At 62.6% G+C, this 23,913-nt stretch carries 19 protein-coding genes; 13 read left to right on the forward strand and 6 right to left on the reverse strand.

What is annotated here, in order from left to right; genetic code table 11:
- The first annotated feature begins 275 nt into the window (after positions 1 to 275).
- The 6 genes from ACW9IN_RS24320 (at position 276) to ACW9IN_RS24345 (ending at position 5,643) form a co-directional block, all read left to right on the forward strand.
- A complete protein-coding gene (locus tag ACW9IN_RS24320; RefSeq protein WP_457368208.1) occupies positions 276 to 911 on the forward strand; it encodes a GNAT family N-acetyltransferase in 636 nt (211 codons plus the stop codon).
- 58 nt (positions 912 to 969) lie between these two features.
- Entirely contained in the window at positions 970 to 1,341 is a 372-nt protein-coding gene (locus ACW9IN_RS24325; RefSeq protein WP_457368209.1) for a hypothetical protein, read from the forward strand.
- 317 nt (positions 1,342 to 1,658) lie between these two features.
- Entirely contained in the window at positions 1,659 to 2,513 is an 855-nt protein-coding gene (locus ACW9IN_RS24330; RefSeq protein WP_457368210.1) for an ABC transporter substrate-binding protein, read from the forward strand.
- 73 nt (positions 2,514 to 2,586) lie between these two features.
- A complete protein-coding gene (locus tag ACW9IN_RS24335) occupies positions 2,587 to 4,095 on the forward strand; it encodes an amino acid ABC transporter permease/ATP-binding protein (protein WP_457368211.1) in 1,509 nt (502 codons plus the stop codon).
- Between the two features lie 15 nt (positions 4,096 to 4,110).
- Complete coding sequence (locus ACW9IN_RS24340; protein WP_457368212.1) at positions 4,111 to 4,776, forward strand: GntR family transcriptional regulator; 666 nt, start codon at positions 4,111 to 4,113, stop codon at positions 4,774 to 4,776.
- Between the two features lie 15 nt (positions 4,777 to 4,791).
- Positions 4,792 to 5,643, forward strand: coding sequence for an urea carboxylase-associated family protein (locus tag ACW9IN_RS24345; protein ID WP_457368213.1), 852 nt, complete (start codon positions 4,792 to 4,794; stop codon positions 5,641 to 5,643).
- A gap of 34 nt (positions 5,644 to 5,677) precedes the next feature.
- Here the strand turns inward: ACW9IN_RS24345 and ACW9IN_RS24350 are convergent, their stop codons facing one another.
- On the reverse strand, positions 5,678 to 6,145 hold the full coding sequence (locus ACW9IN_RS24350; protein WP_457368214.1) for an RNA polymerase sigma factor: 468 nt from the start codon (positions 6,143 to 6,145) through the stop codon (positions 5,678 to 5,680).
- Positions 6,142 to 7,185 carry a hypothetical protein gene (locus ACW9IN_RS24355; RefSeq protein ID WP_457368215.1) on the reverse strand — a complete coding sequence of 348 codons (1,044 nt, stop codon included), beginning with the start codon at positions 7,183 to 7,185 and terminating at the stop codon, positions 6,142 to 6,144. Before ACW9IN_RS24355 ends, ACW9IN_RS24350 begins: the two co-directional genes overlap by 4 nt.
- A gap of 125 nt (positions 7,186 to 7,310) precedes the next feature.
- Here ACW9IN_RS24355 and pdxR point away from each other — a divergent pair, with 125 nt between their 5' ends.
- Entirely contained in the window at positions 7,311 to 8,744 is a 1,434-nt protein-coding gene (pdxR, locus tag ACW9IN_RS24360) for a MocR-like pyridoxine biosynthesis transcription factor PdxR (protein ID WP_457368216.1), read from the forward strand.
- Between the two features lie 69 nt (positions 8,745 to 8,813).
- Positions 8,814 to 9,272, forward strand: coding sequence for a hypothetical protein (locus tag ACW9IN_RS24365; RefSeq protein WP_457368217.1), 459 nt, complete (start codon positions 8,814 to 8,816; stop codon positions 9,270 to 9,272).
- A 34-nt stretch (positions 9,273 to 9,306) separates the two neighbouring features.
- Here ACW9IN_RS24365 and ACW9IN_RS24370 read toward each other — a convergent pair whose 3' ends face one another.
- Positions 9,307 to 9,507 (reverse strand): hypothetical protein, encoded by a 201-nt coding sequence (locus ACW9IN_RS24370; protein ID WP_457368218.1) that lies wholly within the window; start codon positions 9,505 to 9,507, stop codon positions 9,307 to 9,309.
- Between the two features lie 14 nt (positions 9,508 to 9,521).
- The gene (locus tag ACW9IN_RS24375; protein ID WP_457368219.1) at positions 9,522 to 10,514 is read right to left on the reverse strand and encodes an alpha/beta hydrolase; all 993 of its coding nucleotides are present in this window, start codon (positions 10,512 to 10,514) and stop codon (positions 9,522 to 9,524) included.
- Between the two features lie 82 nt (positions 10,515 to 10,596).
- On the opposite strand from ACW9IN_RS24375, the gene ACW9IN_RS24380 reads away from it, so the two are divergent.
- A complete protein-coding gene (locus ACW9IN_RS24380; RefSeq protein ID WP_457368220.1) occupies positions 10,597 to 11,508 on the forward strand; it encodes a LysR family transcriptional regulator in 912 nt (303 codons plus the stop codon).
- A gap of 39 nt (positions 11,509 to 11,547) precedes the next feature.
- Here the strand turns inward: ACW9IN_RS24380 and ACW9IN_RS24385 are convergent, their stop codons facing one another.
- Positions 11,548 to 12,963, reverse strand: a complete 1,416-nt coding sequence (locus ACW9IN_RS24385; RefSeq protein ID WP_457368221.1) for a diaminobutyrate--2-oxoglutarate transaminase — start codon at positions 12,961 to 12,963, stop codon at positions 11,548 to 11,550.
- Between the two features lie 117 nt (positions 12,964 to 13,080).
- Positions 13,081 to 15,141, reverse strand: a complete 2,061-nt coding sequence (locus ACW9IN_RS24390) for a TonB-dependent receptor (RefSeq protein WP_457368222.1) — start codon at positions 15,139 to 15,141, stop codon at positions 13,081 to 13,083.
- Positions 15,142 to 15,397: 256 nt separating this feature from the next.
- Here ACW9IN_RS24390 and ACW9IN_RS24395 point away from each other — a divergent pair, with 256 nt between their 5' ends.
- From ACW9IN_RS24395 to ACW9IN_RS24410, 4 genes are read left to right on the forward strand one after another with little or no spacing between them, the layout of a single operon-like run.
- A complete protein-coding gene (locus ACW9IN_RS24395) occupies positions 15,398 to 16,369 on the forward strand; it encodes a TauD/TfdA family dioxygenase (protein ID WP_457368223.1) in 972 nt (323 codons plus the stop codon).
- A gap of 8 nt (positions 16,370 to 16,377) precedes the next feature.
- A complete protein-coding gene (locus tag ACW9IN_RS24400) occupies positions 16,378 to 19,752 on the forward strand; it encodes a condensation domain-containing protein (protein ID WP_457368224.1) in 3,375 nt (1,124 codons plus the stop codon).
- A gap of 17 nt (positions 19,753 to 19,769) precedes the next feature.
- Entirely contained in the window at positions 19,770 to 20,813 is a 1,044-nt protein-coding gene (locus ACW9IN_RS24405; protein WP_457368225.1) for a TauD/TfdA family dioxygenase, read from the forward strand.
- Between the two features lie 41 nt (positions 20,814 to 20,854).
- Positions 20,855 to 23,896 (forward strand): non-ribosomal peptide synthetase, encoded by a 3,042-nt coding sequence (locus ACW9IN_RS24410; protein ID WP_457368226.1) that lies wholly within the window; start codon positions 20,855 to 20,857, stop codon positions 23,894 to 23,896.
- Positions 23,897 to 23,913 lie beyond the last annotated feature (17 nt).

The raw sequence follows: 23,913 nt of genomic DNA on the forward strand, positions 1-23,913 counted from the left end.
AATAATGTTAAATAAACAAAATCAATATAAATCAGATAGATAGATAATCATCGGCAAATAAAAAACCTCATAGAAACATCTTGAAATATTAATGGCCACCTCAAAAAACATGGAATTGGATATTGATTAAACTTTATTTTTTAACACCTTATAAGTTTAAGCATTCGGATTTGCCGAACAACAAAACCCACTCCATAATCGCTCGCTTATTTAGGTCCATTATTTAATTCAGTCTCCTCACCCTTTCACGTTACCGTATCGATAATGAGGTATTTATGAAATGGCCCGATCCAGCGCAACTTAACCTGCCCTCCCTCCCCGAGGGATACACCATCGTGCAGCTTTCACGTCCGGACGTTGAAGAGCTGGCTCGCAGGGTGCTCGACTGGCACCCCAACATTCGCTACGGCGACGGCGCCCGCTTCACGCGCACGGCGTACTACCTCGACTCGGTTTCCCTGAAGCACGAAGTGGAGCGCGACAGTGTCGTTTATGTAGGGCGCAAAGAAGGTGAATTGGTGTGCATGGTCTGCCTGGAGCGCGACCCCGATACCCAAAACCTTTACGGACGCATCGGTATCGTTGACGCGCGACATCGACGTTCGGGCCTGGGCGTCGTGGTCATGGAACTCATGGAGCAAGCAGCCCTTTTGCAAGGCATGGCCAGCATCCATACCTATGCCACCCTGAATGACAGTGCCGTTCAGCACCTGTTGGAGCGTGTGGGCTTTTGCCCGGTCGGTATCGTGCTCGGGCGTGACCGCGAGTTCATTCAGGGCAGCAACGAGATCGTGCGTGTGCCCGAAGTGTTGTACATCAAATACCTGCCGCACCAGGAGCGTGATCTCACGCCGTCTCCCGAAAACATGACGCCAAGGGTGCAACGCTTGTGGCAGTCGATGAATCAGTGAACCTGTTTTCGCCATCCATTACACCCACCCAGTGCAGACACTATCCGGAGATAGCGCCATGTCGCCTTACACACTTCTGCTCGCGACCGTCCTCAACGTTAACAAGGAACTCCCGGTACAGGCCGGCTTGACCCTGGAGGCCTGCACTGCCGCGGCGATGCAGGCCCTGCAAGAACACAGCAACTATGCCAAGTGCCGCCCCGCGCAACCCGAAAAACCTATCGTTTTCTTGAAGTTACCCAGCGGCAAAATTGTTCGGATGAAGCGTGAGCACGGCGGTTACTTTCTAGCGCCCGGGCACTCCGTCGCCGATCAGGACTTTGTGGCGACAGCATTGGGCAAGCCTTCGAGCGGAGTCCACAGCAGAGTGCATGGTCCGGAAAAAATGTTGAAAGGCACCAAGCTCGAAGCGGCTGTGGCGACGGAATGAGCCATCAAGCCCCGTCGCACATTTGACTTCACAGACAACCATCAGACCGTGCTGCATGGAAGTACACGGCTGATAGCGACTCCTGCCCGCCTTGCATCCCCTCGGTAACAGCCCTCCCCCACACGCCCCACGATGTTGCATTCGGTAACGAATCGCGCCACATCAGTGCTCTCGCACGCCCTGAAACCGCGCTCCCAAGAACAAAAACCACTCAAATCGAGCTCTATTTTCGTAGTTGGCACGATAACCGCTAATACACAAATACAAGATTGTTGAACAATCAAGCGCTAATAGCCTACATAACCGAGGGTACGAACATGCAAACAGTTCTGTTGAACACGAAAACCCTGCGTAACCTGGCACTCACGGTCACGCTGGCCTGCGTGGCACCGCTGGTGTCTGCTGCAGAGACCAAAGGCACGCTCAAGGCGGGTGAGTTGTCAGTCGGTTCCGACCTGACCTACCCGCCCTACACCTACCTCGAGGACAAGCAGCCCGCCGGCTTCGATCCGGAGTTCATGCAGTTGATCGGCAAACAATTGCACCTGGCGCCACGCTTTCTCGACACCCGCTTTGCCAACCTGATCCTGGGCGTCAATGCCCAACGCTTCGATGTGGTCGCGTCGGCGCTGTATGTCACCCCGGAACGCGCCAAGCAGGTGGATTTCGTCAGCTACCTGAAGACCGGTTCTTCGTTGATGGTACTCAGCGCCAGCGATTTCAGGCCGCAGCAGCCCGAAGACCTGTGCGGCAAGCGCGTCGGCTCGATCAAGGGCGCCTCCTGGGTGCCCAAGCTCAACAAGGTGTCCGCCGAGTACTGCCTGCCCGCGGGCAAACCGGCGATCGAGTCGCGCGAATTCCCGACCTCGCCGGAAGCGGCGCAGGCCTTGTTGGCCAAAGCCGTGGATGTGCAGATGGAAGATCCCGCCGTCGCCAAGATCACCGTCGAAAAACTGCAAGGCAAAACCGTCATCAGTTCCCGCGAGCTGATCTATCCGGTGGTTATCGGGCTGGCGGTACGCAAAGGCAACCAGGCGCTGCTGGATGAACTGAACACCGCCCTCGGCCAGATCAAGCAGGACGGCAGCTACAAGGCGCTGCTCGCCCGCTACAACCTCGACGAACCGAGTGCCGACGATGTGACCGCGGCATTGGGCACCACCGCTCCTTAAGACCCGGATCCCATAGCGGATACATCGATGCTTTCCGCCCGGCGGAAAAATCCCAGCAATGCGGAGTCAGTACATGCAATTCGATTGGCATTACACCTTGGGCCTGTTGTGGAACGGCGATTTCTGGCGAGCCGTCGCCACCGTGGTCGAACTGAGCCTGGAAACCTGGCTGCTGGGGATCGTCTTCGGCTTTCTCCTGGCCCTGGCGCGACAGTCGCAGCGGCGCTGGCTGCGGGACACGGCGGGCCTCTACATCTGGTTTTTCCGCAGCCTGCCGCTGCTGGTTCTGTTGATCTTCGTCTACAACCTGCCCCAGGTGTTTCCGTCCACCAGCGCCCTGCTGTCCAATCCGTACTCGGCGGGACTGATCGCGTTGGTACTCAGCGAAGCGGCGTACATCGCCGAGATTCATCGCGGTGGCCTGCTGGCAGTGGCCAAGGGACAACTGGAAGCGGGCAAGGCCCTGGGCATCGGTTATCGCGGCGTGCAACGCTTGATCGTGGTACCGCAGGCGCTGCGCGTCGCCCTCCCCACCCTGGCCAACGAATACATCACCATCGTCAAGCTCACCTCGCTGGTCTCGGTGATTTCCCTGTCGGAAATTCTGCTGGTGGGCCAACAGCTCTATACCCAGAACTTCCTGGTCATGGAGACGATGTTCGCGGTGGCCTTCTACTATGTGTTCATCGTCACCGTGTTCAGTCGACTGTTGCGCCTGCTGGAGAACCACCTGGACGTGACACGCCGCAAGCCCAAGCGCATCGCCACGGCGGAACTGGCGCAGGTGGCGACCACCCGTGCCGCCGGCCAGTCCGAACCCGGCGAGTTTGCCTTGCAGGCGCAAGGGGTGCGCAAGGCCTATGGCGAGCTGGAAGTCCTCAAGGGGGTCGAGTTGAACGTGCGCTGGGGCGAAGTGGTGTCGATCATCGGTCCGTCGGGTTCGGGCAAGACCACGCTGATTCGCACCATGAACGGCCTGGAGAGCCTGGATCATGGGCAAATCACCCTGCAAGGCCAACCGTTCCTGCGCGGCACCAAAACCCCGGAAGGTGCATTGGGTAACACCGTGCATATGCAGGGCATCGTGCACGTCGGCATGGTGTTCCAGGGGTTCAATCTGTTCCCGCACAAGACAGCGCTGGAAAACGTCATGCTCGCGCCGGTCTATCACGGCCATGGCGGCGGTGAAGAACTGCGCTTGCTGAGCCTGGCGTTGCTGCGCAAGGTCGGCATGCTCGAACATGCCGGTAAATACCCGCACCAGTTGTCGGGCGGGCAACAACAGCGTGTGGCAATCGCCCGGGCACTGGCGATGCGGCCTTCGGTGATGCTGTTCGACGAGCCGACCTCGGCCCTCGACCCGGAACTGGTCGGCGATGTACTGGCGGTGATCGAGGAACTGGCGCGTGAAGGCATGACCATGGTGATCGTCACCCACGAAATGAACTTCGCCTTCAAGCTCTCTGATCGGGTGGTGTTCATGGAAGGCGGCGAAATTATCCAGAACGCCGCACCACGGGAGATGCTGGAGCAGCGCAGCGAGCGCATGACCCGGTTTCTCAAAGACGTACAACTGGCCTGAACAAGAGGACACACGGTGAGCCCACCCAAGGAAAAAAGCCTGTCGCTGTCGGATCAGGTCGCCATCGAGTTGCGTGAAGACATCATCGGCGGGCGCCTCTTGCCGGGCATGCCGTTGGTGGAGAGCGAGCTGGTCAATGCCTACAACGCCTCGCGCAATACCGTGCGCGAAGCCTTGCACCAACTGGGCCGTGAAGGCCTGACCAGCTACGTGCGCAACAAAGGCGTGATGGTGCGCCGTCTGGGCATCGACGACGTGCGCGATATCTTCAACGTACGCCGCACCCTGGAGTTGCAAGCCATCGCCATGAGCAAGCCGCTGCGCGAATACCAATCCGACCTGATGCTGGAGGCCATCGAGGCGGCCCAATTGGCCCAGGACCGCGAGAACTGGCAAGCCTTCGGCACCCACAGCCTGCGCTTTCATCAGCACATCGTCGGCCTGATGCGCAGCCCGCTATTTGACGAATTCTTCACCCATGTCGCGGCCCAGCTGCGCCTGGTGTTCTCCAACGCCCCCAGCGAAGAAACCTTCCAGAAACCCTGGCTCGAACGGGACCGGCAGATTCACGACCTGTTGGGCGAAGGCCACAAGAAAGCTGCCGAGGAAGCCATGACCAGCTACCTCAACGACTCCGAACTCGTGCTGCTGGACATTCTCGGCAGCATGCCAAAACACTGAACAAGAGGACTCCCCATGTACAAAGACTATCCAGCGGCGTACCAGGTCAGCAAAGGCGCTGCACTGCAGGTCGACAAGCCCTTTTATGATCGCGTGCGCGAAGCCCGGGAACAGCGCACCCTGATCGAGCAGTTCGAAGTGCCGATCCGTACCGGCCGCGCCTGGAAAGTGCCCGCCGGCCATGTGTTTCGCGTGACCACACCGGTGGGGCCGCAGGTCGGCGACTTCAACGTGTGGAACGCCAACGATCCACGGGAGCGCATGTGGGCCTCACGCACCCGTCAATTGCAGGGCGCTCACGTCAGCACCTACGACCGCCTGTGGTCGAACCTGCCGTTTCTGCGGCCGCTGGTCACCATCACCGACGACAGCCTGGCCGACTACGGCATCGACGAACACGGCGGCCGCCTGCACGACTTGCTCGGTACCCGCTGCGATCCTTACGTGAACAAGATGCTCACCGGTGAAGACTTTCACCATCACTGCCACTCCAACCTGACCCGCGCCGTATTGCCCCACGGCCTGACCGAGTTCGATGTGCATGACGTGCTGAACATCTTCCAGTGCACCGGCCTCAATCACGACGACATGTACTTCATGAAGGCGTGTCCGGCAAAACAAGGCGACTACCTGGAATTCTTCGCTGAAATCGATCTGCTGTGCGCCCTCTCCACCTGCCCGGGTGGCGACCTGTCGCTGCCGATGTGGGGCCCCGATGCCGAAGACCCGCTGAAAGTCTGCCGCCCGCTGGGCGTGGAAATCTACCGGCTCGACGAGGCGTTGCTGGAGGGCTGGAAACAACCTGAGCGTGCCAGTTACAACGGCAACCACGGTCTGTTGATTCCCAAAGCGGCGTGGGAAAAGTAACACCTGACTGAATCGGCCAGGGATGGCGCCAGGGTCAAGGATGAGGGGCCGTGTTGAACACCGGCTCCAACCTGGCCAACGGCCGCGCAACACTGCGATGTGCCTGCGCACACTGCCTGATCACCTCAAGCGGTTTGGTCCCCATGATGTACGCCACATCCGAAGCGCTGAAGCCTTCGACATGGGAGAGCAGGAACGCTTCGCGCTGTTCCGCCGGCAAGCGCGCCACCGCCTGTAGCAGCCGAGTATGCGTGCAGGCAACACCGGTCATGCGCAGCACGCGCGGCGTGTGCTGACAGCGTTGCAGCCGGTGCAACTCGTTGCGCCAGATGTGATGCAGCGCGCAGAACATCCAGGCACAAGGCGATCGATCTCCAGCGGCAGGATGCAGCCCCTTTTGCACCCGTCGACAGGCCAGTTCAACCAGCCGCTGCGCAATGTCAACGTCCCCGGCCAACCGCCACGCGTGGGCCCAGAGCCGCGCAAGCATCTCCTGAGTCATTTCAGGCGCAAGCCCGTCATGCCGGACAGAATGGCCAGTGCGATCAATGCACTGAATACGGCACCGGCCCACCAAAGGCGGTTTGCCGTGCGGGTGTTCACGGCATGGGCCAGCAGTACGACGCGCAAGCCCGAAAACAAATGGGTCAACACAAAAAACACACCCAGCGCATAGTGCGGGACAAGGCGAATGTTCCATGGGTCTTTCACAAGGCCTGTCGGTGCGCCGGTCGCGAACGCCCAGTCGGTGGGAATATCCAGGAAGGTGCGGGCGAACACGAAGACCGAGTTCATATGTCCCAGGATAAACACCGACAGGAACACACCGGAGGCCAGCTGGAAAATCCGGTAGCGGTCCTGGGACGTTTCACTCCAGGTCCAGACCAGCTTCAAACCGCTGACAATCTGGAACAGCATGACCATCACCAGGATCGGTTCGACGATCTTCGCCCGGTACACCGTGCGACCTATATCCATGACGGCAGCATGGGCGTCCGGGCCGATCAGGCCAAACAGATGGTTGAACACATGGAACAACACATACAGCGCAGCGATTGAACCCGCGATGCCGTGAGCGACCCGCAGGGAAGCCGATGGGGTCGCGCGAGGCGCAATGGATTCGCGCCCTGCTTGCGCTGCCCAGAAGCCCAGCACCAACCAGGCCGGCGTCCACAGCCAGGTATCCGGAAGCTTGCTGCCGGCCATGTAGGTGAGTACGCCAAAGAATACATAGGTGGTGGGCGCCGTCATGGCCATCAGCGCAAACCGCCGCGCGCGCGTGATGCCGGCGGCGCGGCTTTGACGGCTGGCCAACAGCAGGCAAACCAGCGGCACTGCAAAGGCGATCACCAGCAACAGTGCGGCCAGGCAAAATCGGCCGATCGATGCGGCGGCCGGTGTCACGGCCCAATGGAACCCGTCGAGTATCCACGGATAAACCGCTGCGCTCACAGCGGCGACCCAGATGACCCTTTGCGTCTCCAGCGATTGCACCGGCCTGCTCTCGGCGGTGACACCGTCCTGCCCAACAAGGCTGCTCATCGTGCGTCTCCCGTCAGCGCTCAACGCGCCTTATCTTGAAAAGTGCAGGCACGCTACCGTTTTTATGACATATCCTACAGGTACAAAAATCGTGAATTTGATTGGGACATAGCGTGCGCAAAAATATGATCCGGAAAACCGGCGACCTCCCGATGTTCCGGCAGATCTACCAGCGCTTTCGCGAGTCCATCAAAGAAGGCAAGCTCAAGGCCGGTGATCGCGTTCCTTCCATCCGCGCGCTGGCCTCCAACCTGAATGTGGCGCCGGGCACGGTCGAAGCGGCTTATCAGATGTTGATCAACGAGGGCTATTTCCTCTCGCGCGGGCCGGCGGGGACCATCGTCTCGCCGTTGATAAAACCCACCGGGCCCGCCCCACAGACGCCCTCGGCACCCTCCCCGCAACCCCGGATGATCCATGACGGTTCGCTTCCACTTCCCCTCCAGATGGGGCTGCCGGCGTTGGATGCCTTTCCAATGGCGCAGTGGAATCGTCTGGCCGCCCATGTGCTGCGGCATTCACAGCTGGAGGGCATGATTTACCCCGATGCCCGTGGTCATCCTCTGTTGCAGCGGGCAGTTGCCCGCTACCTGGGGGTGTCCCGGGGCATCACCTGCGCACCGGAGCAGGTGTTTATCGTGGCCGGTTACCGTGCCTGTCTTGATTTGATCTGCCGCAGCCTGTTGAACCAGAACGACCAATGCTGGGTGGAAGACCCCGGCTATTTCGCAGCCACCCGGTTCCTCAGCGAAGCCGGTGCCGAGCTGGTACCGGTGCCGGTGGATGCCGAAGGTCTGCGGGTAAGCGATGCCATCGAGCGTGCGCCGAATGCACGTTTTGCCGTCGTAACGCCCACTCACCAAAGCCCGCTGTGTGTGCACCTGTCCATGCCACGCCGCCAGGCCCTGCTGGAATGGGCCAATCAGCGCAAAAGCTGGGTGATCGAGGATGACTACGACAGCGAGTACCGCTACCAGGGCCGCATCCTGCCGGCCCTGAAAAGCCTCGATGAAGGCAACCGCGTCCTCTATTGCGGCACCTTCAGCAAAGTCCTCCTGCCCTCCTTGCGACTGGCCTACCTGGTGGTGCCGAAACCCTTGATCGCGCGCTTCGCGCAGGTGGCGGACACGATGCACAGTCACTGCCCTCACCTGTGGCAAGTGACCGCCGCCCAGTTCATCTATGACGGGCATTTCGGGCGTCATCTCAAGCGCATGCGCGAGCTGTATGCGCAACGCCGCGACTTTATGATCGAAGCGATTGGCGCCGCATTCGGCCCCGAGTGGTCGGTGGATCATCAGGTCGGCGGCATGCACCTGGTATTACGTCATGCCGGGGAATTCGACGATCGACAAGCGGCCGCACTCGCCAAAAGTGCTGGGCTGAGTGTTCAGCCGTTGTCGGCATGGTATGTGTCTGGTGCACCTCGAAAGGCGTTGCTATTGGGCTTTACCAATGTGAAGGACCGTGAGCAGGCAACTCGTTTGGCCCAGCAACTTTATTCGGCAGTGATGAATAGCGCGGCTGGCAAAAATACCAATTCCACGGCTTCCAGGTAGTCCATTTGTATTTGCTTGGGCAGCGTATTAGCGTTGGCCAATTCGGTTCAAATACCCCTGAGACTCAGCATGAAACTTTCACCTGCGGGACAACTTCCCCCTGCCATCAACACTCAAGCTAATCCCCTGCCTGCCGAGTCGGTCAGCGACAACGCGCTGGCCGAAGCGCCACCGCCCTTGTCTGTGCGCATCAATATTTCGAAAGAGGCGCGCGAAAAACTTGAAGCCGAAAAGTACGCCGATATTGATAAGGCACCGCTGCCGGACGACATCAAGGAAGTGCTGAAAACCATTCGAAAGTTGCAGGAAAAGATCGCCAAGGTCAGTGACGAACTTGCCAGTGTGATGAGCAATACCAGCCTTTCCGAAGACGAGCGCAAACGCAAACAACAAACCCTGAGCGCCGAACTGCAAAGTTTGCAGGGCGCCTTGAGCGATACGACCAGCGCGCTGAACAACGCCATGAGCCAGCACACTATGACCGGGGAGTCGCGACGTTTGGCGAAAAGTCTGATCGGTCTGAAATAGTCATCCAAACAATGCCATCGGCGAGCCTCGAGGGTCATGGCATGGCGCGGCTTTTTCCGCGAAATACCTCCAAGGCCACAATCACCGCCACCTGCCACGCCGCGCCCACGGCAAAACCTTGCCAGAACGCGCTGTCCACCGTCAGGCCGAGCAGAACCGACGCCATGATCGATAACAGGATTTCAGCCCGACGGCTCGCGGTCGTGCCAATGGGCTTGCTGTTCTTCATGCTCATGACGCCACCGCTCTCTACCGCACGACGGCTTGCGCGCCATGTGCCTCAAACCAATCCGCAACGTGGCCAACGGTACGGTCGACCACGTCCGGTTGTTCGTAATACTGGAAGTGATGGGTACCGTTCTCCCAGATCAGTTTTTTAGCGGCGGCGGGAATCGAGTCGAAATGACGGCGGGCGGCGGCCGGGTTCATGCAGGTATCCGAATGCACCACCAATGCCGGTTTTTTCAGCCGCGCAACGCCGGGTACGGTGGTGTACGCAAAATGGTCCAGGTCGCTCATGATGGCGTAGCGGTTTTCCCAGCCCTTGAGCGTCCAGGGACCGTACCAGCTCCAGACCAGCGGCCCCGGCAAGCCGGCATTCGAACCGAGCACAGGGTCGCCCAGCTCCGGGTTGACCAAGGGTTGATAGATGACTTCCCCGGTGGCGTCGTAGCGCGCCTTGGCCGCCCGTGCACGTTCCAGGCGCGCGGCGAGCAAGGCCTCCAGTTGTTCGGTGGTGGGCGCCGTGGCAGCGTCGAAAGGGTTTTCGCTGACGCCTGCGGCCAGCATGAACAGGTCGGTTTCACGGTCACGGTAATAACCGGTGACTGAAGCGACTGCCGTCACCCGTTCCTCATAAGAGGCGATATCCAGCATCTCGGGGCCACCCTGACAGATCCCCAGCAGGAACACCCGCGTACGGTCGATATCGGGCCGGGCCAGCAAGGCATCGAGCGCGGCCACCACGTCCTGGTTTTTCATGCTCGGGTTTTCCAGCCGTCGCGGCATGCCGCCGCTTTCACCCACGGTACGCGGGTCGAAGGCCAGGGCCGCATAACCTTCGTCGGCCAGCCGAGTGGCGTACTGAGTGGGCGCCTGCTCCTTGGAGAATGAATACGGCCCCAGTACCACCACAACGGGAAACGGCCCAGCACCTTTGGGCCGATAAAGCACGCCGACAACAGCGTCGCCATGGGAATCGAAGGTGATTTTTTCTGCGATGTAATTACCGTGTTTGGACATATTCGCGCCTCCAGCGTCGTGAGTTTGCCGAGCTTATGGGATACTCACTGACGCGAATATGGCCACAATACTTGATAAATACATGAACACTGTTCAACAGTTCAAAGGCGTGGACTTCTTCACGCTCAGCGTCTTTCTGGCAGCGGCCAGGCACCTGAATTTCCGCGCAGCCGCACTGGAATTGGAAGTCACCCCCTCCGCCGTCAGCCATTCGGTCAAGGCCCTCGAACAGCGGCTGGGGGTGCGCCTGTTCAATCGAACCACACGCAGCGTGTCCCTGACGGATGCCGGCGAGCGCCTGGCCGGGAAACTCAACCCTGCTCTGTCGTCGATTGCCGATGCAATGCAGGAGACCGATGATCTGCGCACCGTTCCCGGCGGCACCATCCGGATCAATGCCAGCGAAGGCGCGGTGCGCATGATCTTTCGCCCGGTGCTGGCGCGCTTTCTGCGCGAACACCCTTCGATTCATCTGGATGTGGTCACCGATGGCAAGCTCAGTGACATCACTGCCGACGGCTTCGATGCCGGCATCCGCTTGGCGGAAGCCGTGCCACAGGACATGATCGCCATTCGCCTGACCGACGACATCCGCTTTGCCGCCGTGGGTTCACCCGGCTACTTCGCCACCCAGGGTCGCCCCGACACGCCACAGGATCTTTACCGGCATGACTGCATCCGCTTCCGCTTTGACAGCGGCGCGCTCTACCGCTGGGAGTTTGAGCGTGAAGGTCGCAAGGAGGCCATCAATGTCAGCGGCCCGCTCACGCTGACCGACCAGCCGTTCATGGTCGAAGCGGCCATCGAGGGCGTAGGCATCGCCTTTGTTCCCGAACATCTGGCCCTTGAGGCCCTGGCCGATGGCAGACTGGAGCGGGTACTGGAAGAGTGGTGCCCGACCATGCCAGGGCTGTGCCTGTATTACTCGGGCCATCGCCATGTGTCAGTCGCGCTTCGTGCGTTGATCGCCGCTATTCGCCGGGGTGAACCCTGAAACAGCCCGACACCTGCCACAGGCGCCGGGCTGCCCGGCTCACAACCCCGTATTGATCGACTGCGCCGCCTCGAAAAGAATCTGCGCCACAAAGTCGATTTCTTCCCGGGTGATGATCAGCGGCGGCAGGAAGCGCACGGTCGCGCCGTGGCGTCCGCCCAGTTCGACGATCAAGCCATGCTTGAGGCACGCCTGCTGGAATGCCTTGGCCCGCGCTGTGTCCACCGGTGGATGGCCCTGCACATCGACGCTGCCGTGGGGGTCGACGATTTCCATGCCGAGCATCAAGCCCCGACCACGCACGTCGCCGATCCAGGCGAATTCGCTTTGCAATGCGTGCAATTGCTCGCGCAAATGCGCGCCCACGGTCTCGGCATGCGCCGCCAGGTCATGGTCACGAATGAAACGCAGCGTCGCGGTGCCGGCGGCCATGGCCAACTGATTGCCACGGAAGGTGCCGGCGTGTGCGCCGGGTTGCCACACGTCCAGGGATTCGTTGTACACCACCACCGACAGCGGCAGCCCACCGCCAATGGCTTTGGACAAGGTGATCACGTCCGGCGTGATGCCTGACTGTTCAAAGCCGAACATGCGTCCGCTACGGGCGATGCCGCATTGGATTTCGTCGACGATCAGCGGGATGCCATGGGTTGTGGTCAAGCGCCGCAGTTCCTGCAACCAGCGGTCCGGCGCGGCAATCACGCCGCCCTCGCCCTGGATCGGCTCCAGGATCATCGCCGCCGGCAAGGTCACGCCGCTTTCCGGGTCGTTGAGCAGGTGTTCGAGGTAACGCACATTCAGGGTGATGCCCTGGTCACCGCCCACCCCGTACGGGCAGCGGTAATCGTGGGGATACGCCAGGCGTTGCACGCCGGGCATCAGGGCGCCAAGCGCGTTCTTGGGCGACAGGTTGCCGCTGATGGCCAGCGTGCCCAGGGTCATGCCGTGGTAAGCGCCTTCGAACGCGAGTACCGAGTGACGGCCCGTGGCGGTGCGGGTCAATTTGAGCGCGGCTTCCACGGCGTCGGCACCGCTGGGGCCACAAAACTGGATGCGTGCGGTGCGCGCGAATTCGGGCGGCAAACAGCCGAAGATTTCCTGGACGAAGGCGTCCTTCACGGGCGTCATCAAGTCCAGCGTGTGCATGGGTAGACCGGCGGTCATCAGTTGGGTGATGGCTTCGACGATGACCGGGTGATTGTGCCCCAGCGCCAGGGTGCCGGCGCCGGCCAGGCAATCGACGAACACTTGGCCGCGACTGTCCTGCACGTAGATGCCATGAGCGCGTTCGAGTACCAGCGGGATGCGTCTTGGGTAACTGCGGGCGTTGGATTCCTGCCGTTGTTGACGCTCCAGCATCGGCGTCGGGTCAAGGCAATACGGCTGGGAAAGCCCGGTGTGCAACAGGCGCAGCTGTGGCGCGCCGCCCGTCGTGGCAGTCGAAAAAGCAGTCATGATGTCCTCCATGGAGGCTGGGTTCGAGAGCAAACAAAGCCGCCCGGACACGCGTGCGCCAGGCGGCGACAGCCTTGCAACCAGGCGCGGGGAAACCTTTTCCCCGCGCCTCTGGGTTTACATGTCGTAACGCAGCACCAGACCGAACGTGCGCGGGGCGCCCACGTCGATGATGTCGCCAATGCGGTTGCTGGTGACGTATTCCTTGCCGAACGCGTTTTTCAGGTAACCGGACACGGCGACGTTCTTGGTCACCTTGTATTCGGTGCTGAAGTTGGTCAGCACGTAGTTGTCACTGCGGCGCACCTTGCTCACATTGCCGTTGCTGTCGAACTCGAAGTCCGATGGCGCGGTGCTCTGGTAGGTGACGTCGGTGTTGAGGGTCAGGCGCTCGTTCCAGCGGTAGGTACCGCCCACCGACATCTTGTATTTCGGCGAGTAGAGGAACGGCTCGCCACTGCGATCGTTGCCGTCGCCGGTATTGAAGTCCTTGTACTTGGAGTCGGTCACGGCGCCATTGACGTTGAGGGTGAACTGGTCGCCGAAGTCTTTTTCGACCGAGACCTCCAGGCCCTTGATGTCACTGCGACCGGCGTTGTACACGAGGAAGAAGTCACCCGACGGGTCAAGCACGCTGACCTGCTGGTCCTTCCAATCGGTGTAGTACAGGTTGGCCCGGGCACGCAGGGTCTTTTCCATGAACGAGCCACGGTAGGACAGCTCGTAGTTGGTGGTGTATTCCGGATCGTACGCCTGGTGACCGCCACCGGCCCGCACGTTCACGCCGCCGCCACGGTAGCCTTTCTGCACCATGAAGCCGACGTACTGATCGGGGATGAACTGGTAGTCGATGCCGATTTTCGGCAGGAACGCGTTGAAGGTCTTCTTCACCTTGCCGGGGCTGGAGAAGTCGTCCTGCTTGATGTCGGTGTCGTTGATCTCGTAGTCGTAACGCAGACCGGTGATCAGGGTCCAGTTCGGGGCGAATGTCCAGTCGACCTCGCCGAACAGCGCGGCGTTCTTGATATCCACATCGCCCTTGGCCGCGCCGCGCTGAACGTTGTTGAACAGCAGGCGGTCGTGGAAGGCGTTGGTGGTATGGCCGAAGTACAGGCCGCCGAAACTGCGCACCGTGTCGGACTCGTAACCCAGGCGCAGCTCCTGGCTGAACATGTCGCCGGACTGCTCACGCAGGATCACGTTGTTGACCTGCGCGGTCTGGTCGAAGTCCTTGCGCGCGGTGTAGGCCGAATGGGTGTAGGTGGTCAGGTTGGTCAGCGTCCAGGCATCGTTGAGGCGCCAGTCGATCTTCGCGCTCAGGGTGTCCTGGTTGAGGTTGTCGAACGCCTTGGTGTTGGAGGCGATCTTGTAATACTGGACCTTGTCGCCGATGCGGGTGATCGAGTTGTCGCCCTGGCGGTGTTCGTTGTGCGCGTAGGTCAGCAGCACATCGGTGTCGTCGTTCGGGGTGATCAACAGCTTGCCGCGGTAGTTGCTGGTGCGGTGCGGGTTGGCGTCGTCGTGATTGGTGGTGTTGCGGATGTAGCCGTCGCCGTCCTGGGTGTCGATGGCGATGCGGCCGGCGATCTTGTCGTCGACGATCGCGCCACCACCGGCCACGGCCACGCCGTGCTCACCGTAGTTGCCGACGTTGGTCTGCGCCGAAAAGGACGGCTCGAACGTCGGGTTCTTGGTCTGGATCACCACCGCACCGGCCAGCGAATTGCGGCCCTGGGTGGTGGACTGTGGACCGAGCAGCACTTCCACTTGCTCGACGTCCCACAGGCCGACAGGGCTGAGGGTCAGCGCGCGGTTGGGTTGCTGGGCGCCGTCGACGAATACCGACACCGCGCCGTTGAGGGTCGCCGGGCCCTGGTCGTCGAAACCCGACACCGGCACGCCGCGAATCCCCCAGTTTTCGTTGCCGGCCTGGTTGTACACGCCAGGGGTGCGGGCAAACACGTCGATCAGGTTGTGATCAGCCTTTTCGCGCAGTTGCTGTTCGGTGACCACCGCTACACTGGACTGGGTTTGTTCCAGGGTGCGGTTGATTTTTTCACCGGTCACCGTGATGGGTGCAATCTCCATCGCGGTCGGCTGATCTTCGGCCCACGCCGTGTTTGCAAGGCACATCGCGGACCCGACTGCCAACGCAAGTGTAGTTTTCTTGAAATTCACGCCCCGCTCCCCTACCACAGATATTTGTATTTTTATCAGTTGGCAAAATGCTGTTTGAAGCCAGCCGGCCGGAGTCTAATCCAAAAAAAATATTAAAGGAACACTATTGATAATCCCTCTCATTCACACCTAGTATGCTGCGTGTAACGCATTCAACACATTTTTGCTTACATATTGGTGAAGGCCACTGCCCTGCTTCCACGGCCTGCTGTAACGCTGTCTCAGCGCCAAAAAAAACGAACAGGATGTACAAAGAATGACTGCAATCGAACACCCGTCTGGACGTTCCGAGTCTTTCTCCGCCGAGGCACACCGCCCGGCGTTACTGCCAAGGAAGGTAGAAGCGAGCCCAGGACAATCGATCCATGCGCTCGACCCCGCGATTCGCGACAGCCTGGACGAAACCCTGCGCACCGTCGGTGGCGTGCTGTTTCGCGGCTTCAACGTCGCCACCCCCATCGACTTCAAACGCTTCGCCGCCAGTTTCGGCGCGCCGCTGGCCAGCTACGAGTTCGGCTCCACGCCCCGCAGCAAAGTGTTCGCCGGGGTCTACAGCTCCACCGAATATCCCGCGCACCAGTTCATCCCCTTGCACAACGAACAGGCCTACACCCGGCCCTGGCCGTCGCGCATCTGGTTTCACTGCATCAAGGCCAGCGAGACCGGTGGCGAAACGCCGATTGCCGACAGCCGCCTGATCTACCAGCGCATGCCCGCCGAGATCCGCGACCTGTTCGCCAGCCGTGAATTGCTCTACGTGCGCAACTACAGCGGGGCCCTCGACCTGCCGTGGCAAAAGGTGTTCAACACCGAAGACCGCGCCCAGGTCGAGCGTTATTGCCAGGACAACGGCATCGAGTGGGAGTGGAAAGCCGACGGCGACCTGCGCACCCGCCAGCGTTGCGCCGCCGTCTTGCAGCATCCGGAGACCGGCGAGTGGGTGTGGTTCAACCAGGCGCACCTGTTTCACGTCTCGGCCATCGAACCCGCCGTGCGCGCCAGCCTGCTGGCCGCCGTGGGCGAAGAAAACCTGCCCCGCCACGTCTACTTCGGCGACGGCTCGGCGATCCCCGACGCCATGCTCGACAGCGTACGCGAGGTGTATCGCCAGACTGCCGTGAGCTTTCCCTGGGAACCCGGCGACATCCTGATGCTCGACAACCGACTGGTCGCCCACGGGCGCAATCCCTATACCGGTGACCGCAAAGTCATCGTTGCCATGGCGTGAACCCCACCATGTTTGCATTCAATCACTGGATCCAAGTGCTGGAGGCCAACGCCCTGCACTTTCCGCAGCGTGCCGCCGTGCATTTTCTGGCGGACGGCGTCGAGATCGGCGAAAGCCTCACCTTCCGCCAACTGCACGAACAGTCCCAATCCCTTGCCGCCGCGCTGCAAGCGCGCTACGCCCCGGGTGACCGGGTATTGTTGATGCTGCCCAGCAGCCTCGACTACGCCCGTGCCTTTTGCGCCTGCCTGTATGCCGGGCTGATCGCCGTGCCACTGTTCCCGCCGCCATCGCGCAAACCGCGCCACCTCGACCGCGTGCGCAACGTGGTGCTGGACGCGCAGCCCGCGCTGATCCTGGCGCCTGCCGACCATTGCGAAAACCTGCGCGAACTGGTGGAACAGCGCGTCGATGTGCTCACCGTCGGCGATCTGGGCACACCCCCTGCCAGCCAGTGGCAGCGCCCCGAAGTGGACGGCGCCACCGTGGCGTTCCTGCAATACACCTCGGGTTCCACCGGCACCCCCAAAGGCGTGGAAGTGCGCCAACGCAACCTGATCGCCAACGTCGAACTCATGCGCCAGGCCTACGGCTTCGACGAACACGGCGCCATGGTCAACTGGCTGCCGCTGTACCACGACATGGGTCTGATCGGCGGCCTGCTGGCCCCACTCTACAGCGGCATGCCCTGCTACCTGATGGCCTCGCAGACCTTCGTCAACGCGCCGTCCACCTGGCTCCAGGCGATCAGTCGCTACCGCGCCACCGCCAGTTTCGCCCCCAACTTCGCCTACGCGCTGTGCAACCGGGTGGTCAGTGACAGCCTGATCGCCCAGCTCGACCTCAGCGCCTGGCAACACGCCATCAACGGCGCCGAGCCGATCCACCCCGGCACCCTCGAGGCCTTTGCCCAGCGTTTTGCCGCGTGCGGGCTCAACCCGCTGGCCATCAGCCCCGGTTACGGCCAGGCCGAAGCCACCCTGTGCGTCAGCGCCACTCCCGCCGATGTCCTGCCGGTGGTGTTGCGCCTGGACAAGGCCGTGCTGGAAACCGGCCATGTGGCGCTGGCCCAGGGCGATGCCGCCGCCGTGGAGTTTGTCGCCTGTGGCTACCCCCAGGCCCTGCACCGCATTGCCATCGTCGATCCCAACAGCCACGCGCGCTGCGCCACCGACCGTATCGGCGAAGTCTGGCTGCAAGGCCCGAGCAACGCCGAAGCCTACTGGCAAAACCCCGACGCCACGCGCACGGCCTTCCAGGCGCAGATTCTCGATGAGCCCGGCCATTACCTGCGCTCCGGCGACCTGGGTTTCATGCACGAAGGCCAGGTGGTGATCTGCGGGCGCCTCAAGGATTTGTTGATCCTCAACGGGCGCAACCTGTACCCCCACGACATCGAGTTCGCGATCACCGACAGCGAACCGGGCATCCGCACCGGACGCATCGCCGCCTTCTCGGAAATGGACCCGCTGCTGGGCCGCGAGAAACTGGTGATCGTCGCCGAGCCGCAGCGCAAGTTCGTCGACCCGGCCCATCACCCGGCACTGTTCGCATCCTTGCAGGACGCCGTGCGGGAAGCCGCCGACTGCGGCATCGACCAGATTGTGCTGGTGGAAGCCGGCACCATCCCCATGACCACCAGCGGCAAGATCGCCCGCCAGGGTGCCCGCGCCCAATTGGCTGCCGGCACCCTGAGCATCATCGCCCAGAGCGGCGGTCAGCCGGCCACGCAAGCCAACACCCTGAACGCTGTTGAACTGCGCCAGCAACCCACGCCGGCCCACTGCCGCCAATGGCTGCAACGCACCTTGCACGAGGTCAACCCTTACCTGGCATTCGACCCGGCGCTGAGCCTGATCGGCGTCGGCCTGGACTCCATCGGCGTGATCGACTTCGCCGCGCGCCTGCACCGCGACCTGGGCTGGAACCTCGACACCCAACGCCTGTTCGGCGCACAAACCCTGGGCGACTGGACCCTGGCGTTGCAAGCGTTTCTCGCTGAAGCCACGCCGGGGACACGCCCCATCGCCAGCCCCCATACGCCGGACCACGGTCGCCAGTCCTTCGCCCAGAGCCGCCTCTGGTTCCTGCACCAGTTGAACCCGCAGGACACCCGCCACAACCTGGTGCTGCACCTTAGCCTGCAAGGCGCGCTGGATATCGACGCGCTGTCGCAGCGCCTGAACGTCCTGGTTCAGCGCCACGGCGTGCTGCGCACGGTGTATCGCGATGGCGGCGAAGGGCCGCAGCAACAGGTCTTGCCCGCCACAACCGTGTCGCTCAACCGTCATCCCAGCCTGCCGGAGTGCCTGGCCCAGGAACACGCCACACCTCTGGACCTCGAACACGGCCCGGCGCTGCGTGCGCACCTGATCAGCCAGGATGGCCACCATGACCTGTTGCTGACCCTGCACCACATCGCCTTCGACGGGCGTTCTGCGCAGCTGCTGCTGGCCGAACTCGCGGGCCAGGGCGACGTATCCATGCCCGTGCAATACCTCGATTTTGCCCAGTGGGAGTCCACGCACTGGACGCCACAACGCATCGCGACGCACCAGGACTTCTGGCGCGAACACCTGGCCGACATGCCGCAAACCCTGGCGCTGGGCGGCAGCGGCCACACCCAGGCCGAACACAGCCTGACGTTCAACGTGCCGCAAACCACCTGCGAGGCCCTCGCCAGCCTGGCGCGGGAGCACGGCATGACCCTGTTCATGCTGTTGCTGGCGAGCTATCAACTGGTGCTCAAGCAGTTGGGCGGCCAGCAGCGCTTCTTGCTGGGCACCGATGTCAGCGGTCGGCCTTTGGCGGCGCACAACGAGGTGATCGGCTTCTTCGTCAACCAGCTCACCTTGCGCTGCAACCTGAGTGGCAGCGCGACCCTCGCGACGTTCTTCGCGCAGGTCCGCGACGAGGCACGCCAGGCCTACGCCCATCAGGACCTGCCGTTCGATCTGGTGGTGGCTGCGCTGTCCCCGCAACGCCGCCCGGGCCATTCGCCGTTGTTCCAGGTCAAGCTCAACTACCAACCGTCGCGCGTCGCCGCCACCCATATCGCCGGTGCGCAACTCAACGCCATGGACGTGGCTCAGGCGCCGGGAGATTTCCATCTGGTGCTGGACCTGGTGCACGGCGGCAGCGGCCTTGACGCGACCCTCAAATACCGTGGCGAACATTTCGACCAGGCGCGCGCCCAGCGCCTGCAACAGCTGTGGACACGCCTGCTGGATGAGGCCCGCGACCTGCTCGACGAACCGGTGCCCGCTGTCGCCCAGCGGCTCGATGACTGGGACCAGGCAGTGCGGCGCGAACAGCAGCAAGCCCAGGCCCAGGCCGGTCGCAGCCAGTTGCTGCAAACCAAACGTCGCTCACTGACCCTTTGATCAAGGTGGATGCCTGTATGTCCAATGTGCCCCCCTCGCCACGCGCCCTCGGCAGCGTGCGCCGCAAAGCCATGAACGTCGAACGGCAACTGGTCAGCGAACGCCTGCTCAGCCCCGACCACGCCTTGCCGCTGGTGATCGAACCGGCGGTGCCCGGCGTCGACCTGGTGGCCTGGGCGACCGCCGAACGTGACGCGCTCGAGCAAAAACTGCTGCAGCACGGCGCCTTGTTGTTTCGCGGCTTCGGCGTGGCCTCGGTGGAACAGTTCGACCAGGTCATCGCCGCGCTGTCCCCCGGTGCGCTGGAGTACATGTTCCGCGCCTCGCCGCGCACCCGGGTCGGCGGCAACATCTATACCTCGACCGACTACCCGGCCGACCAGATGATCTTCCCGCACAACGAACACTCCTATTCACCGCGCTTTCCCCTGCGGCTGTTCTTCTATTGCCAGTTGCCCTCGCAAACCGGCGGCGAAACCCCGATCGGCTCCACCCGCGCGGTCAAGGCGCGGATCAGCCCGCAGATCGAAGCGCGCTTTCGCGAAAAAGGCGTGCTCTACGTGCGCAATTACGGCGACGGGTTCGGTCTGCCCTGGCAGAGCGTGTTCCAGTCCTCGGACCGCAGCGAAGTCGAAGCCTACTGCGCCAGTGTCGGCATCGAAGTGGAATGGAAGGAACACAACCGCCTGCGCACCCGTCAACGCGGCCCGGCGGTGGTGCGCCACCCGCGTACCGGTGAGGAAGTCTGGTTCAACCACGCCACCTTCTTCCATATCAGCACCCTGCCCCCGTCTATCCGCGATTCGCTGCAAGGCAACTTCCACGACCTGGACCTGCCCACCAACACCTTCTACGGCGACGGCGAACCGATCGAGCCGCAGGTACTCGAAGCATTGCGTGCGGCCTACCTCGACTCGCTGGTGCGCTTCAGCTGGCAACAGGGCGACGTGCTGTTTATCGACAACATGCTGGCGGTCCACGGCCGCGAACCCTTCACCGGCCAGCGCGCAATCATGACCGGCATGGCCGAGGCCCTGCTGTCGACCGACGTAGCCGTCTGAGCGGCACTCCGTACAACCCCATTTTTGCAGTTGAGTTGAACATGAACGGACTTCAAGGCTTTCGTATCTCACCGCAACAGGCCGCGCTTTACCCGCATATCCAAGGCAACACCGCCCATCCTTTCAGTTGCCAGCTGCAATGGACACTCAGCCAGCCGGTGGACGTCGACGCCCTCAACCGTCGCCTGCAAGCGTTGGCCACCGACAGCGAAATCCTGCGCACGCGGCTCACGCCCGTGCCCGGCCTGCGCCACCCGGTGCAGGTGATCCACGAACAGTCCTCGCTGACCGTGGGCACGCGCGACCTGCGTCACCTCAGCCACGCCGAGCAACAGACCGCGCTCGCCCAGCCGCAGCATGACGGCAGCCTGCCGCTGGCCGTGACCCTGGCGCAGCTGTCCGACAGCCAATCGGTGTTGAGCCTGGTTGCCGCCAGCAGCCATTTCGACCTCGCCAGCCTGAAGCTGCTGGCCGTGGCGCTGCTGCAAGAAACACCGCCGGACCTGTCCGAAGCCCTGCAATACGCCGACTACGCCGAATGGCGCTGGAGCCTCACCGAGGACGAGCCCGAACACCCCGGCGCGCACTTCTGGAAACCCTCCACCGACAACGAACCCCACAGCCTGCAACTGGCCCTGGAAGCCCCCACGGACAGTGGCTTTGCACCCGGGCGTATCGAACTGACCCTGCCCGGCCACCCGGCGCTTACCGCGGAATTGGCGCTGGCCGCCTGGGCCGTGCTGCTGGGGCGCTTGTCCGGGCAGCAACAGGTGCCAGTCAGCCTGACCCACGAGAGCCGGGGGCCGGAACTGGACAACGCCCTGGGGCTGTTCGAACAGCGCTTGCCGCTGCGCCTCGACCTGCATACCGAGGCCACGTTAATCGAACAAAGCCGCCAGATCGCCCGCGCCGTCGAACAGGCCAGCGGTTGGCAAGACTATTACACCCAGGACCTCACCCAGGGCTATGCCTTCGCCTGGCGCACCGCAGACGCCCGCGAGCATCACGCCAGCGCCGTCATGGGCCCGGTCAAGGCGGGTCTGCAGGTGCATCAATATCCCGACCGCCTGAACGCTCAAGTCATCTACGACCGTCACCTGCTCAGTCACGACGCCGCCGCATGCCTGGCCGAACAATGGGCGCAACTGCTGCACGCGGCGTTGGCTGCACCGCAGCAGCCTTGGGCGCAACTGCCCATGGGCGGGCCGCTGCAAGCGCGGATCATCGCCGGGCAGCCCCAGGTGCCCGCCGTTGAATCGGTCACCCTGGTGGAGCTGATCGCTCGCCAGGTTCAGCGCAATCCCGGCGCGGTCGCCCTCAGCGATCAACAGGGCGACTTGAGTTACGCCGAGCTGGATGCCCGCGCGAGCCGACTGGCGCACCAACTGGTGGCCGCCGGCATCGGCGCGAATGTGCCGGTGGGCATCCTGTTCCCACGCAGCAACAACGCCATCGTGGCCATGCTCGCCGTGTTGAAAGCCGGCGGCGCCTACGTGCCGGTGGACCCGACCTACCCCGAGGACCGTCGCGCCTACATGCTGGCCGACAGCGCCATCGCCCATATCGTGGTCAGCCCGGACCTGGCCGACAGCGTACCCGCCAGCCTGCAACGTTTTGTGCTGGACGACCATCAGCCCGATGACGCACAGGCACTGGCGCCCCTGCCGCTGCCCGCCGCCGATGACCTCGCCTACCTGATTTACACCTCCGGCTCCACCGGCGCGCCCAAGGCCGTGGAAATCAGCCACGGTGCCCTGAGCTTTTCCACCCAGGTGCGCATGGCGGCTTATGAAGCGCCGGTGCAGGCTTACCTGCTGCTGTCCTCCTTCGCCTTCGACAGCTCGGTGGCCGGGATTTTCTGGACGCTCGCCCAGGGCGGGCGCCTGGTACTGCCAGCGCCCGGCGAAGAACTGGACATGCCGCGCCTGGCCCGGTTGATCGCGCAACATCGCGTCAGCCATGGCCTGTCGTTGCCGTCGCTGTATCAGGCCTTGCTCGATCAGTTGCCACTCAGTGCCGCCGGCCACAGCCTGCACGCCTGGATCGTGGCCGGCGAGGCCTGCCCGCCATCGCTCATCGCCCAGCACCGCAAAGCCCTGCCCCAGGCCCAACTGGTCAATGAATACGGCCCCACCGAAGCCACGGTGTGGGCGACGTACGAGGTGCTCAGCCCCGACCGCGCGCTGACCATCGGCCGCCCGATCGCCGGCATGGACCTGCGCGTGTTGAATGCGCAGGACTTGATCTGCGGCATCGGCGAGCCGGGGGAAATCGTGCTGGCCGGCCCGACCCTGGCCCGGGGTTACCGCCACAAGCCCGAAGAAACCGCCAAGGCCTTTGTCACCCTGGCCGACGGCAGCCGGGCCTATCGCACGGGTGACCTGGCCTGCTGGCTCGCGGATGGGCGCCTGGCGTTTCTGGGGCGCAAGGACCATCAGGTGAAAGTGCGCGGCTATCGCATCGAACTCGGCGAAATCGAACGCCAGCTGTGCAGCCACAGCGACGTGCGCGAAGCGGCGGTGATCGTGCAGGAACAGCCCGCCGGCAAGCGTCTGCTGGCCTACGTGCTGGCCGTCCATGGCTACGCACCGGATTCCGAAGCGCTCAAGCGCTACCTTGGCGAACGCCTGCCGTCCTATATGGTGCCGGCGCGGGTGCTGACCTTGCCGGCGTTCCCGCGCACGCCCAACGGCAAACTCGACAGCCGCCAGTTGCCCGACCCGGATCAGTTCGACCAAAGCACCCATGTGGCGCCGCGCACGGCCATGGAAACCACCCTGCACGGCATCGTCGCCGGCGTGCTGAAGCTGTCCAGCGTCAGCGTCACCGACAACTTCTTCGCCATTGGCGGCGACTCGATCCTCAGCCTGCAAGTGGTGGCCCAGGCCCGCGAACAAGGCATCGCGCTGTCGGCCAAGCAGGTCTTTGAGCACCAGACCCTCGCCGCGATGGCCGAAGTCGCCCAGCCCCTGGATGCCAGCCACGTCGAGCCCCAGGTCGCGAGCGCCGAATTCAGTGCCTCCGGCCTGTCGGATGACGAACTGCAGGCGCTGATGGCCGAACTCAACGACGCCGACCTGTAACCGCCGCGCCGCCTCAC

It is taken from the genome of Pseudomonas sp. SDO5271_S396, from assembly GCF_054071795.1.

Coding starts and splice junctions, on each gene's coding strand:
- ACW9IN_RS24320 (WP_457368208.1), top strand. CDS start 276: ATGAAATGGCCCGATCCAGCGCAACTTAACCTGCCCTCCCTCCCCGAG.
- ACW9IN_RS24325 (WP_457368209.1), top strand. CDS start 970: ATGTCGCCTTACACACTTCTGCTCGCGACCGTCCTCAACGTTAACAAG.
- ACW9IN_RS24330 (WP_457368210.1), top strand. CDS start 1,659: ATGCAAACAGTTCTGTTGAACACGAAAACCCTGCGTAACCTGGCACTC.
- ACW9IN_RS24335 (WP_457368211.1), top strand. CDS start 2,587: ATGCAATTCGATTGGCATTACACCTTGGGCCTGTTGTGGAACGGCGAT.
- ACW9IN_RS24345 (WP_457368213.1), top strand. CDS start 4,792: ATGTACAAAGACTATCCAGCGGCGTACCAGGTCAGCAAAGGCGCTGCA.
- ACW9IN_RS24350 (WP_457368214.1), bottom strand. CDS start 6,145: ATGACTCAGGAGATGCTTGCGCGGCTCTGGGCCCACGCGTGGCGGTTG.
- ACW9IN_RS24355 (WP_457368215.1), bottom strand. CDS start 7,185: ATGAGCAGCCTTGTTGGGCAGGACGGTGTCACCGCCGAGAGCAGGCCG.
- pdxR (WP_457368216.1), top strand. CDS start 7,311: ATGATCCGGAAAACCGGCGACCTCCCGATGTTCCGGCAGATCTACCAG.
- ACW9IN_RS24365 (WP_457368217.1), top strand. CDS start 8,814: ATGAAACTTTCACCTGCGGGACAACTTCCCCCTGCCATCAACACTCAA.
- ACW9IN_RS24370 (WP_457368218.1), bottom strand. CDS start 9,507: ATGAGCATGAAGAACAGCAAGCCCATTGGCACGACCGCGAGCCGTCGG.
- ACW9IN_RS24375 (WP_457368219.1), bottom strand. CDS start 10,514: ATGTCCAAACACGGTAATTACATCGCAGAAAAAATCACCTTCGATTCC.
- ACW9IN_RS24380 (WP_457368220.1), top strand. CDS start 10,597: ATGAACACTGTTCAACAGTTCAAAGGCGTGGACTTCTTCACGCTCAGC.
- ACW9IN_RS24385 (WP_457368221.1), bottom strand. CDS start 12,963: ATGACTGCTTTTTCGACTGCCACGACGGGCGGCGCGCCACAGCTGCGC.
- ACW9IN_RS24395 (WP_457368223.1), top strand. CDS start 15,398: ATGACTGCAATCGAACACCCGTCTGGACGTTCCGAGTCTTTCTCCGCC.
- ACW9IN_RS24400 (WP_457368224.1), top strand. CDS start 16,378: ATGTTTGCATTCAATCACTGGATCCAAGTGCTGGAGGCCAACGCCCTG.
- ACW9IN_RS24405 (WP_457368225.1), top strand. CDS start 19,770: ATGTCCAATGTGCCCCCCTCGCCACGCGCCCTCGGCAGCGTGCGCCGC.
- ACW9IN_RS24410 (WP_457368226.1), top strand. CDS start 20,855: ATGAACGGACTTCAAGGCTTTCGTATCTCACCGCAACAGGCCGCGCTT.